The sequence below is a fragment of the Pseudomonadota bacterium genome (assembly GCA_018817425.1).
Lineage (GTDB): Bacteria > Desulfobacterota > Desulfobacteria > Desulfobacterales > RPRI01 > RPRI01.
Map to the genome: position 1 here is coordinate 1 of JAHITX010000122.1, position 12,954 is coordinate 12,954.

The following is a 12,954-nucleotide window of genomic DNA, read 5'->3' on the forward strand; positions in this document are numbered from 1 at the left end:
ATCATTTCTTCTTTCACGCAAAGGAGGTATTTTTATCGGATAAACATTTAACCTGAACCAGAGATCTTCCCTGAATTGCTTTGTAACAACCATATTTTTTAAATCTCTGTTTGTAGCAGCTATAATTCTTACATCTACAGGTACGGATGCGGTGCCGCCAACCCGTTCTATTTGCTTATCCTGCAAAACACGAAGAAGCCTTGTTTGAGCCTCAAGCGGAAGTTCTCCGATTTCATCAAGCAGTATTGTACCTTTATGCGCTCTCTCAAACCTGCCGCGCTTCTGAAATAAAGCTCCTGTAAAAGCACCTTTTTCATGTCCGAAAAGCTCTGAGTCAATCAGGCTATCCGGAATAGCGCCGCAATTTATTTTGATAAAAGGCTGATTTTTCCTGTGGGAAGAATAATGGATGGCATTTGCAATAACTTCTTTTCCTACTCCTGTTTCGCCGAGTAAAAGAACAGGAATATTTTCAGGAGCAACTTGTCTTACCATATCGAAAACGGCTTTCAGCCCAGCGCTTTTACCTATTATCTCATCGCCTGAAATACGAAGCATCTCCTTATGAAGATAACGATTGTCATCTACTAGCATTTCTTTTAGCTTTAAAAGCTCCTGATGCCGAAGAGCATTTGACATGGCAATCGCAAAAGGGTCATGCAGCATGGATAAAAGGTGTGCATGTTCGTTTTCGTAATGGTCTGCTCCGATTAAATAAGTTACCAGAGCAAACAGCCTTTTATCAGAAATTTTTAAGCGCATTGTCATCGTGGACATATCTGGTCTTTCAAGAAACACTTTCATCTTGCTGGTGGCCGGAAAAGATATCGGCTGGTTTATTATCAAAACATCATCAAGACTTGCCCAATAGGTTTCTATCTCGGATCGCATTTCAGCAGGCAAAGGTATGTTCCTTTCTACTTTTGCAATATTATGACGGCTGACCTGGGCAAGTGTTTCAATTGCTGGCATACCCGGCTGGCCAAGAACAAGGCTCATGCCTGTAAGCGGCATAAAGTTTTCCATATATTCAAAAGCCTTCCACAGTGCTGTGTCAATATCAAGACTGCCGCAAATTCTCATTGTTGCCTGCCGAAAAAATTCGTTTGCATCTATATCCATAAATCCTCTGGATTTTTGTTTGCTTGTTTAAACAGTTAGTTAGAGATTAGATATTATATATCATATACATTGTTTAAATAAAAATATTATTATTTATATTAAAAGATATACTTTCGGGTTATAAATGTATCATATTGTAATTATATATAATAAAATTTTGGCACGATTTAAGCATTTAATGAAAGGTGAATAATAATGATGAGCAAATATATTTAAAAGAAAAAAATCCCTGTTTCAGCTTTTTGAACTGCAAAAGAAAGGACTTTAGCTATGAGTGACCAATTCAACTATTTATTTACTCCGATTAAAATCGGCACAAAGACTGTAAAAAACAGGATCTATTTCGGACCCCACGGGACGATGATGGCTGATCAGAATTACATCATGGACGACAGGTATATTGAGTACTTGAGAGCAAGAGCCCAAGGTGGAGCCGGGTTGATAATTGCCGGGATGATGACCGTAATGCAAAATGCCAGGGATTTGGCGGGTATTCAGGAAATTCATGATGAAAGAGTTATTCCCATGTTAAAAATGCTTGCCGATGCATTGCACAATGAAGGAGCTGTTGCGCTGGTTCAGCTTTGTCATACAGGAAGAGAATCTGATCCTGAGTTAAGCCGTCTTCCTGCCTGGTCGGCGTCTGCTGTTCCATCCGGGGCCATGTTTCGTGATGTTCCCAAAGAAATGGAAACAGAAGATATACGGGAAGTAGTAAAGGCATTTGAAAGAGCGGCCCGGTTTGTCAAAGAAGCCGGTCTGGACGGTGTGGAAATACACGGCGGATCGGGCTATCTGCCCCAGCAGTTTATGTCTCCTATCACAAACTTTAGAACGGATGAATATGGCGGAAGCCTTGATAACAGACTCAGGTTTCCCATGGAATTAGTTGATGCGATTCACGATGCTATAGGTGATGATCTTGTTTTGGGATTCAGGCTTTCAGGTGATGATTTTGTGCCGGGTGGAAACAGCATAGATGATTATAAGGAGATAGCCCAAAAGCTTGAGGCAACCGGAAAGATCGATTTTATTCATGTAGGCGGCCCGTTTTATGAAGGTATATACGGTCTTGGCATGGGCATGCAGGTACCGTTGGGGTTTTATACTCCGCATTCAGTAGGATTTAAAGAGGTAGTAGATCTTCCGGTATTAAACGATTTCAGGATCAATGATCCGGTTCAGGGAGAAAAGATTCTGGCCAATGGTCAGGGTGATATGGTGGGTATGGTTCGGGCTCTTATAGCCGATCCCGAGCTTCCAAATAAAGCCAGGGAGGGAAGAATAGAAGAAATCCGTTCATGTATAGCCTGTGATCAGGGTTGCATAGGCCGTGCTTTTAAAGGAAAGGCGCTAACCTGTCTCCAGAATGCAACAGTTGGTCTTGAATTAAAGATAGGAAAGCTTGAGCCTGTGACTGCCAAAAACAAGATACTTATTGTTGGCGGAGGTCCTGCCGGTATGGAGACTGCCCGTGTGGCAAAGTTAAGGGGCCATGATGTAGTACTTTATGAAATGGAGAATGAACTGGGCGGTCAGGTGAACATAGCCGCAAAAGTACAAAGCAGGGCTGAATTTGCCGGAATTACCAGGTATCTTGTAAAGCAGATGGAAATACTAGGTGTTAAAGTTAATACAGGAGTTGCCGTAACACCAGAGCTGGTAGCAAAAGAAAATCCTGATGCAGTTGTTATTGCAACAGGTTCAAAGCCTTTTAAACCGCCCATACCGGGTGCAGATCAGGACAATGTGTTTAGTGTATGGGATGTATTGCTTGAAAAAGCCGATATTGGTGAAAACGTTGTTGTAGTAGATGGCGGTGAGTCTCACTGGCCTTGTTGCAGTGTGGCTGAGTACCTGGCTGACAAGGGCAAGAAGGTAGAGATAATAACTCCTTTATTGTTTGTAGGTATGGAGCTTGCCGCAACGGCTGATTTGATGCCGTTTTATGTGAGAGTCAGATCAAAAGGTGTGGAGTTTAAGACCAACCTGCATTTAATGGCAATTTCGGGAAATACATTAACATTTCTTGATGTGTATGCCGGAGTTCCAAAAACTATAGAGGGTGTGGATACAATAGTACTTGCTGCCGGAAACCGTGCAGATGATCAGCTTTACAAAGAATTGAAAGGAAAAGTAAAGAAGCTTCACAGGGTAGGCGATTGCGTATCACCGAGAAGGGCCCTTGAAGCTATTTATGAAGGATATAATCTGGGAAGAATTTTATAGCACTCAGGTTCGCAGTTCAAGGTTCACGGTTCAAGGTTTATGGTTAGCGGTTCAGGGTTCAAGGTTCACAGTTCAAGGTTTATGGTTCAGGGTTAAGAGGCATGAAGGCTCAAGACTACAAACTGTGAACCTTGAACCTGGAACCTTCAACCTGGAACCTTCAACCTGGAACCTTGAACCTGGAACCCTGAACCTGAAACCCATGAACCTGAGTAGTATTTTACTCTTTGTGTAACAAACCCATCTTTCTCATTTTACTTCTAAGCGTGCTGGGGTTTACTTCGAGAAGTTCTGCGGCTCCTCCACTACCGTTAATTTTGCCCCCGGTCTTTTTTAATACGTTTTGAATATGCCAGGATATCAGCTTGTCAATTCCCATCGGTACATGATTGTCTGTATTGACATCCTGTGAAATCAATTTGTTAATATCGGACTGCGGGAAAACAATTTTCATTATCTCTTTAATATGCAAAGAAATATCATTTATTGCTGAAGTTGTGTGCTCCTGTGTTTTAGTTTTAGGTGGTTCAGATTCAAATTGCTGGGATAAAGCATCTTCAAAAATCATTGGACCCGAAATATTTTGTCCCTGATGTTGAATTAATATTCGTTCCACATAGTTTTCAAGTTCGCGTACATTGCCGGGCCAGCTATAAGATTTTAGTTGTTCAATAACTGCCGGATCAATTGTAGGAGGATGAGACAGATTTCGTTCAACAGATTTTCTGTTAATAAAATAATAAATAAGATCCGGAATATCTTTTATTCTTTCCCTTAATGGCGGGATCTTGATGGGGTAAACGTTTAGCCTGAACCAGAGATCTTCCCTGAACAGCTTTGAAATAACCATATTTTTAAGATCTCTGTTTGTGGCGGCAATAATTCTGACATTTATTGGTATTGGCGTGGTACCTCCAACACGTTCTATCTGTTTATCCTGTAATACACGTAAAAGTCTTACCTGTGCTTCAAGTGGCAGTTCACCTATTTCATCTAAAAGTATAGTTCCTTTGTCAGCACGTTCAAACCTGCCGCGTTTTTGGGCTAACGCTCCGGTAAAAGCGCCTTTTTCATGGCCGAAAAGCTCGGAGTCAATCAATGTGTCAGGTATGGCGCCACAATTAACCTTAATAAAAGGCTGGTTTTTTCTGGGAGAAGAATAATGAATCGCATTTGCGATTACTTCTTTTCCAACTCCTGTTTCACCAAGAAGAAGCACAGGAATATTCACGGGAGCAACTTGTTCGACCGTATCGAAAACCTGTTTCAGGCCCGCGTTTTTACCAATTATCTCATCGCCCGAAATACGCCGCATCTCCTGATAAAGATAACGGTTATCATCAGCAAGCATTTCTTTTAACTTTAAAAGCTCCTGATGACGAAGAGCATTTGACATAGCAAGAGCAAAAGGGTCATGCAACATCGAAAGCAGTCGGGCATGTTTGTTTTCGTATTGATCTAATCCGATTAAATAAGTTACGAGAGCAAATAATCTTTTGTCCTGTATTTTAAGCGGAAGAGTCATGGTAGCCATATCAGGTCTATTGATCAGTTTTGTTACTACGTTAAGAGTGGTCGGAAACATCTCGGGCCGGTTTATGATTAAAACATCCTGAAGACTTGACCAGTGTCTTTCAACCTCTGCGCCAATTTCCGGGGTCAATGGTATGATCCGCTTCATCTTTTCTATCTTATGGCGGCTGACCTGAGCCAGTGTTTCTATAGCAGGCATACCCGGCTCACCGAGCACAAGATTCATTCCGGTTAATGGTATAAATTGTTCTAAATATTCCAGAGCCTTCCACATGGCGGTTTCGATATCCAGGCTTCCGCAAATCCTCATTGTAGCCTGACGGAAAAATTCGTTTGCGTCAATATCCATAAAATCCCTCATATTTTATATTAAGTTCTGAAAAAATTAGACTAGCTATATAACACACTTTTTCCGTTTATTATAACTATATTTATTTAATATAGATAGCTGCTAAATGTTAATGTGCATAATATATTGAATATATACGTAATAATATTTTGGCACGATTTAAGCATTGATACTTATAACTGCACAGATTCAAAATGAATATGGATACAAATAAATTATAAATTCAAAATAAAGGAGGCAAAAATGAACAAAGATTATGATTGGAGAGTAGGAGAAAAACCACTCGAAAAACCTGAAGATGCGGAGCCGATCCTGCCGGTGGACCCACCGGAAAAATGGGATCATGAGGCCGATATAGTAGTGGTCGGATCAGGAGGAGGAGGTCTTGCCGGTGCGCTGAAAGCTGCTACGGAAGGATGCTCCGTGATTCTTGTGGAGAAATTGAAATTTACCGGAGGGACAACACAATACGCCGGTGCCTTTTACGCTTACAACAGCAGAATACAGAAAAAAGAAGGAATAGAATGGGATGTAAATGAAATTGCCATGGGCAGCCTGTTTGAAACAGGTTACACAGGCAACATCCACTTGTTTCGCAATATGATACAAAAAAGTGGTGAAGTCGTTGATTGGATAGAAGATCAGGGTTTTGAATGGGAGAATGAAAGAGCAGGATATCCCGCAGTCACCTCCAAAGGCGGCCACGAGAAATTATGTTATATCGCGATAACGGACCTTACTAACTTTCTTGTTGAAAAGTGCAAGGAAAAGGGGGTCAAATTTCAAATTAATACTCAAGTAGACACATTGGTGAAAGATAATGGCAGAATTGTTGGATTAAAAGCCACCGATTCGGAAGGAAAAACCATTTTCGTAAAAGCAAATAAAGCCGTACTTATGGCGGCCGGCGGCATGCAGCACAATCGAAGCCTTCTTAAGCAATATGCGCCTTCAGTTTATAAAGGCGTTGGCAGTGTATCAATGTCTTTGCCGTGCAATACCGGTGAATGTTTCAGGATGGGGATTGGAGTAGGAGCCGATGTAGCAGGATTTGACTCGTGCACCTGCTTTGAGGGGGGAATAGACCTCATGGAGAGCGGCGGCCCATGGTTTAGATTTTTATACTCCGGAGATGTCCAGTTGTCCAGAGCCCCTTGGCTGCACTTAAACAAAGCGTGCGAAAGATTTATGATGATGGACAACAACTTAGGCCAATACATGTTAAGGCCGCCTGCGATGGCGTCACAACCCGGGGGAAGAGCCTATGTAATTTTTGATAACAAGTACGAAGACAATATCTGGAAGATCCAGGATGATGTCCCATTAGGGTTGTCTTGTAAACGCCCTCTCACACAGGATGTGCCGGCAAACGAAATAATTACCAGAAATGAGATGAATGCCCCTAAGGACTGGCGATTAGCAGTAAAAGAATCAATCGACTTAGGAGCAATAAGAGTAGCTAATACATTGGAAGAGCTAGCTGAAAAATTGGGCTTAGATAAGGTTTTGTTCAAGGCAGCCATAGACAAATGGAACAGTTATTGTGATGCAGGTGAAGATCCGGAATTTGATACACCTCCCCGGTTCCTGATACCGATAAAGCACGCTCCTTTCTATGGGCTTAAAGCCGGCGGCAGCATGGGGCCGGTCGGAACCGGTCTAAGGACTAATCAGCACATGCAAGTATTGGATATGGATACGAAGCCTATTCCAGGGTTATACGCCGCATTTTTCACTGCCGGTGGAAGTATAGGACAAAGTAGAATGCCGATGGGCTTTGGTCTTCTCGGTGGTTGCAGTATGTCGACTACTTCCGGTTATACTGCCATCGAACATGCTGTATCACAAAAGTAAGTTTCAAAATAATATCGGAAGGGAAAGCAATTATGAAGCTGGTAGATGGAAACGGCGGAACAATAATGCAGGTAAAAACAATGAAGCGTCAGGATGAGCGACTTGTTGTAAGGGGTATGGCTATGGGCGGTATGCCCATGACGGCCTTTGTGAAACCCGAGGAGTTGTGGAGCGTATTCGATCTGCTCACCTGGGATATAGTAAAGTACATGCCCGTCATGCTTTGGAAAGGCTTTAAGCTAAGCAGGAGTCTTAAAAAAAAGAAATAACAAGGAGGGTTAACATGGAGTTTTCAGGAGAATCAACATTGAAGGAAGTAATGGAAAATGAAGAAAGTAAAGCAGTAATGGAGAAACATATTCCGGGATGCTCGGACAGTCCAATGCTTAAAATGGGATATTCCATGTCATTGGAACTGATAGCAAGTTTGCCTCAAGCCGGTATAAGTTCTGAGACATATCAGGCAATAATAGATGATCTGAGCAAGTTATAAGTTATTTCCAGGCCAGATTCCGGCAAGTTTTAAGAGTTCATATATTTAATATAAATGTACCCGATGAGGAAATCAGCCATGAATATGCCTATGCAATCTTTAACAAAAAGTGAAATGCAAACAAATGTTGTGATTATAGGTGCCGGTCATAACGGCCTTGTGGCATCATGCTATCTTGCGAAAGCCGGATACAAGGTAGTAGTAGTTGAGGCTCAAAAAAATGTTGGTGGCATGACCTCATCCGGTCCGTTTATCAAGTCAGCACCTGAACATATTATCCATCCGTGTGCTGTGGATACTATATTTATACGTACATCAGGTATAATAGAAGAACTGGATTTAAAAAATCACGGCTTTAGTTCAATAGATCATGACCCATCATATGCATATCTTGCTCCGGACGGAGAGTCTATAGCTTTTTGGCGAGATCCTGCAAAAACGGCGGATGAAATCAAAAGATATTCTCCGGCAGATGCAAAAGCATTTCTAGAATTTGCAAATATACTTGAGGCATTGCTTGATGTAGCTCTTCCCATGATGTGCACAGATTCACGCAGGCCTTCATTGAAAGCAATATTAAGCACGGTTCGTTCATCAATATCAAATCGTAGCCGGCTTGGCAAATTGGGAGCTCTTGCTCTTGGTTCGGCTGATCAGGCTATTGCCGAATATTTCGATCATCCTTTTGTTATTGCGGCTCTTTTGGGAATTGCCGGAGGTGCAGGCCCGATAGATGCTGACGGGAGCGGTCTTGGCAATATTATTGTCGCTCTTTTGCACAAGGTAGGTGTAGGACGGCCGGTTGGAGGTATGCAGTCATTATCTGACTCTCTCAAAAGATGTTTATACAAGTATGGTGGAACTGTTCTGACCGGAGTATCTGTAGAAGAAATTCTTGTTGAAAAAGGACGGGCAGAAGGAGTTCGCCTTGCCGATGGAGGTATCATAAGAGCTGATTGTGTACTGGCAGCCTGTGATCCCCGAACAGCATTGTGCCGTCTATTGCCTGATGATGCTTTAGACAGACGAATAAAAGCACGCGTAGAACATATTCCCGCAAATGCCCGTGGTGTTGCACCAATGAAGGTTGACCTTGCTCTCAAAGGTAAGGTCGAAATGTCAAAACATCAAAAACTGCGAAAAGATCATGTTGATCTTAGAAAATCGGCATTAATTATCGGTACGGCAGATGATATACGATCGTCTTTTACAAGCTCCATCCGTGGGGAATTAACCCCCGACCTTTACTTCTGGGCGGCTATTCCCACAGCCTGTGATCCTTCACAGGCGCCGGAGGATCAGGATGTTTTATATCTTTACCCACCCGCGGTTCCGGCTCTTCCGAAAGAAGGTTGGCAGGCTTTGCGCGAAAAGGCTGAGAAAACCATAATATCTAGGGCAAGCCGGTATTTTGACAATCTGGATTCGCTTGAAATCGGAAGATGGGTTGAAACTCCTGTAGATTTGGGTGCACGCACCGGGGCATTTAACGGATGTGTTACCCATGTGGATTTTGCCCTTCTTCGCTCCGGTCCATTGCGTCCGGCCTGGGGTCTGGGCGGATATGAAACTCCCATAAAAGGTCTTTTTTTAGGAGCGGCCGGCTCACATCCCGGAGGAGGTGTTTCCGGAATTCCGGGCAAGCTAGCGTCAAAGAGAGTGAGAAAATACTTAGCATGATTTAATGATGAAAATAATTAATTATAAATAAGGAGACAAAAGAACATGACTATCAAATTAGGAGAAATGAAAGGGGCAGGGCCCTATTACGGAAAATCACTTGATGAACTGAATGCCAGTTTAAGTTGGGGACCTGAAGAGGAAAGAGAGATAGAACGTTACTGTGAGAAGATTCATAAAAATATCAAAGAAGAAGAAATGACTCCGATGGAACGTTTTAAGGCTACTATGGAAGGCAAGGAAAGAGATCGTCTGCTTGTGGAGCCGTTTTTTTTCCCAACCTATGCCCTGCGTACCTTGGACGGGTTTGCCGATGCCGTTAAAGCCATTGATGCTTACTTTTATCCCAAATTGCTGGTTAAATCTCATCTGGCAACAACTGCCCGCTATAAGTTGGACACAATGTTTTGTGCACCAATTTCTTATGGCGAAAATTTATTTGGCTGGAATTCGATGTTTATTGAAAACGGCAATCCGGTGCATGATGGAGATCCGCTTATAAAAACTATTGAAGATCTTGAAGGGCTTGAGGCTCCCGATCCCACAAAACACGGCATGTTTGCCCAATACCTCTGGTTTTGCCAGGAATCAAGAAGAATATTTGATAAATATGGTTTGAGCGACAAAATACCTATTGAAGGATCATTTTGTGAAGGACCGGACGGTTTTGCCTGCTCGCATATGGTAGGTTACAATCAATATTTAAAGCATCTTCGCAAGAATCCTGAATTTTGCAAGAAACTATCAAATAGGGCCTCCGACTGGCTGATAAAACTTGGCATAGCAGTAAGTAATTTGGGAAAAGTAGATTACAGCTATATGTGTTCTCTAGTCGGAATGTATCCCATTAAAGGTGTAGAGTGGATAGCCGGAGAGTATGCAAGGATTGGCAAGGCTGTAAAAGCAGCGGTAAAAAAGCCCATTGTACACGCCTGGGCCTTCGATGGAGCAACCGATTGGCTGGATGAATTACTTAAAGCCGGTGCCTTGGGAGATGACAGCTTCGATGGGATTATGTGCACAGGAGATATTAACAGATACAACATAGTAAATGATTTTGTACAAGAACATAACATGTACGGATGCTATGCTCCTTCAGATAAATTACTTGTGAGCGGACCTATGTCTAAAATAGAAGAAGAGATAAAAGGAAGATGTGATGCCGCCAAAAAAATACCCAACAACAGATGTACGATAGGTTTGGGTGCTATTGATTATTATACAACCCCGGAACATATGGACGCCAGTATAGAAGCAGCTAGAAAATTTGCCAAGATGTAAGAATGATAACAAAGGAAGGTGAGTACTATGTCAAATAAAGCAGAAATGTTGGTAAAGATGAAAGAAGCCGTCATGGATCTTGATGACGACTTATTGTTTGAGTTGATTGACGAAGGGCTTAAAATGGATATTAGCCCACTTGATATGATCATAGAAGGTATGAATCCCGGTTTAAACATCATAGGCGAGGGATTTGATACAGGCAAGCGGTTCATGAGCGACCTTATAATTGCTGGTGACATGTTAAATGATGCTACCGACAAACTGCGTCCTTTGATTGAGGCAGGCGGCGAGCCCATGGGAGAGACGATGATAATCGGAACGGTTGAAGGAGATGTGCATTTTATCGGAAAGCGCATAGTTGGAGCCGTATTTACCGCTAATGGATATAATGTAGTTGATATTGGTGAGAACAAATCTGCCAAGGACTTTGCGGAAGCCGCAAAAAAACATAATGCAACTGTAGTAGGCGCTTCAGCTATTTTATCTCCTGTGAAAGCTTATTGTGGGAATGTAAATAAAGCACTTATTGATGTAGGTGTTCGGGATAATTTGATTTACATTGTTGGGGGCTGGGCTTTTACAGATGAGCAGGCTGAAGAGTATGGGGCTGATGCTGCAGCTATCAGCGCTATTGAAGCTATTCGCAAGGTTAAGATGTTAAAATCGGGTGAAGTACCCATGCTGAAGAACAGGTAGTAATTGTCTCTCTAAAAGCGAATATCGAATAAAGAACAAGGAATAAGGAATATTAAAGGAAGATAAAAGATATAAGTTAACAACCCCCTTGCCCCCTTTTCTAAGGGGGAATATTTGAGCTGGTTTAACCTTATTAAATGTAGAATATCTGAGGCTTGTAACCAGCACCAAATGATAAAGTAAGGCGTTAAAATTCCCCCTTAAAAAAGGGGGATAAAGGGGGTTGTTTAAAATCCGCCAAATACTTCACAATTCGAAATTCCTTTTTCGATATTCGATATTCAGTTTTTTAAAAAAGTCTACATGAAGAGGTATTGATATATGGAAAACCTATGGGGTTATGAACTAGTATTTCCGGAAGATGTTTTATATTCACTTGAATTGCTTTGGGTAAAGGAAGAGAATGGAAAGATACGCGCCGGTTTAAGCGATATAATCGTAAGATCGGCAAAGAAACTGGTAACCATAAAAATGACATGCGATGCAGGAGTTTCTGTAAATAAAGGCGATTCGATCGGAACAGTTGAGACAAGTAAAGCCGTTCGTGAAATTATTACCCCTGTTTCAGGTACGGTTACTGCCGTCAATCCGGAAATATCCGCTGGAGATCCGGCGTTGATAATGAAAGATCCTTATGGAAAAGGCTGGCTTGTGGAGATAGAGAAAACAGGCGATACCGATGCACAGCTTAAAGAGCTGATGAAAGGCGATGAGAATGAAACAAAGGAATGGTTAGAGGAACAAGCGGAAGATATTGTTCCAATGGCATAGGCAATTTTTATTGTAACTATTCAGGTTCACTATGAGTAGTTATCTTTTATTATAGGAGTGATAAAGAAGTGTTAGCATTTACTCAGGAACAAAAAACCTATACGATAGGTGATGTAACAATAGGCGGTCAGCCGGGTGAAAATCCAACTGTTCTTATGGGCAGCATTTTTTACCAGGGACATCGCATAGTAAGTGACTCGGATAAGGGTATATTTGATAAACAAAAAGCCAAAGATCTGTTAGATAAAGAAGCAGAGATGTCATCAATTACGGGAAATCCACGTATAATTGATGTCATTGGCGATACCACACCTGCCTTGATCAATTATCTCGAGTTCGTGGCAGCGAATTCAACTTCACCAATATTGGTTGATTCACCCATAGCAAAGGTTCGTATGGATGCTATCAGACATTTTGCCAAAACAGAGGTATTGCCAAGACTGATATATAATTCCATTGAAGACCACCACACCGAAGAAGAACTGGCCTGTATAAAGGAATGCGGAATCAAGACTGCTGTTATTTTAGCTTTTAATGTAAAGTCTATCAGACCCAAGAAAAGGATTAAACTGCTTGAGGATAAATTGTTGGGAGCTGCCGAAAGAGCGGGTATTGAAAATATGCTCATTGATACCGGTGTACTTGATATTCCGAGCATAAGCTGGTCAAGCCAGGCCATTTGGGAAATCAAGAACAAGCTGGGCTATCCCGGCGGTTGTGCACCTGCCAATGCATTGTACCAGTGGAAGAAGAAAAAGGCAAAAGCCAGTCCTGAATTTGAGGTATGCGGAACTTCAAGTTATTTATTGCCCATAAGCTGGGGTGGAAATTTTATTCTTTACGGCCCGATAGGAAATGCTTCCTGGGTTTATCCTGCCTGTGCAACAATGGATGCCATGATTGCCTATGGCGAGCAGGCAAAGGGAATAAATATTAAAAAAGA

Annotated in this window: 12 protein-coding genes; 10 read left to right on the plus strand and 2 right to left on the minus strand. The window is 42.0% G+C overall.

All coding sequences use genetic code 11. The annotated features are described in order from the left end of the window. Nucleotides 1-1,122: sigma-54 factor interaction domain-containing protein (locus KKC46_20255; protein MBU1056133.1), on the minus strand; the 1,122-nt coding region annotated here is incomplete at its 3' end. A gap of 270 nt (nt 1,123-1,392) precedes the next feature. Here KKC46_20255 and KKC46_20260 point away from each other — a divergent pair. Beyond that, the gene (locus tag KKC46_20260) at nt 1,393-3,351 is read left to right on the plus strand and encodes an FAD-dependent oxidoreductase (GenBank protein MBU1056134.1); all 1,959 of its coding nucleotides are present in this window, start codon (nt 1,393-1,395) and stop codon (nt 3,349-3,351) included. Continuing rightward, nucleotides 3,320-3,586, plus strand: coding sequence for a hypothetical protein (locus KKC46_20265; GenBank protein MBU1056135.1), 267 nt, complete (start codon nt 3,320-3,322; stop codon nt 3,584-3,586). Before KKC46_20260 ends, KKC46_20265 begins: the two co-directional genes overlap by 32 nt. Here the strand turns inward: KKC46_20265 and KKC46_20270 are convergent. Beyond that, nucleotides 3,572-5,233: a sigma 54-interacting transcriptional regulator gene (locus tag KKC46_20270; GenBank protein MBU1056136.1), complete on the minus strand. Its 1,662-nt coding sequence runs from the start codon at nt 5,231-5,233 to the stop codon at nt 3,572-3,574. The two genes, KKC46_20265 and KKC46_20270, sit on opposite strands and share 15 nt — an antisense overlap. Nucleotides 5,234-5,476: 243 nt before the next feature. Here KKC46_20270 and KKC46_20275 point away from each other — a divergent pair, with 243 nt between their 5' ends. The 8 genes from KKC46_20275 to KKC46_20310 form a co-directional block, all read left to right on the plus strand. Beyond that, nucleotides 5,477-7,087 carry an FAD-dependent oxidoreductase gene (locus KKC46_20275; GenBank protein ID MBU1056137.1) on the plus strand — a complete coding sequence of 537 codons (1,611 nt, stop codon included), beginning with the start codon at nt 5,477-5,479 and terminating at the stop codon, nt 7,085-7,087. Between the two features lie 32 nt (nt 7,088-7,119). Beyond that, nucleotides 7,120-7,356: a hypothetical protein gene (locus KKC46_20280; GenBank protein MBU1056138.1), complete on the plus strand. Its 237-nt coding sequence runs from the start codon at nt 7,120-7,122 to the stop codon at nt 7,354-7,356. Nucleotides 7,357-7,370: 14 nt separating this feature from the next. Further along, nucleotides 7,371-7,580, plus strand: coding sequence for a hypothetical protein (locus KKC46_20285; protein ID MBU1056139.1), 210 nt, complete (start codon nt 7,371-7,373; stop codon nt 7,578-7,580). A gap of 78 nt (nt 7,581-7,658) precedes the next feature. After that, a complete protein-coding gene (locus tag KKC46_20290; GenBank protein ID MBU1056140.1) occupies nt 7,659-9,260 on the plus strand; it encodes an NAD(P)/FAD-dependent oxidoreductase in 1,602 nt (533 codons plus the stop codon). A 45-nt stretch (nt 9,261-9,305) separates the two neighbouring features. Continuing rightward, a complete protein-coding gene (locus tag KKC46_20295; GenBank protein ID MBU1056141.1) occupies nt 9,306-10,541 on the plus strand; it encodes a hypothetical protein in 1,236 nt (411 codons plus the stop codon). Nucleotides 10,542-10,568: 27 nt separating this feature from the next. Further along, nucleotides 10,569-11,240, plus strand: a complete 672-nt coding sequence (locus tag KKC46_20300; protein MBU1056142.1) for a cobalamin-dependent protein — start codon at nt 10,569-10,571, stop codon at nt 11,238-11,240. A gap of 321 nt (nt 11,241-11,561) precedes the next feature. Then, complete coding sequence (locus KKC46_20305) at nt 11,562-12,011, plus strand: glycine cleavage system protein H (protein MBU1056143.1); 450 nt, start codon at nt 11,562-11,564, stop codon at nt 12,009-12,011. A 68-nt stretch (nt 12,012-12,079) separates the two neighbouring features. After that, nucleotides 12,080-12,954, plus strand: an 875-nt coding sequence (locus KKC46_20310; protein ID MBU1056144.1) for a tetrahydromethanopterin S-methyltransferase subunit H, incomplete at its 3' end; no start/stop codon positions are given.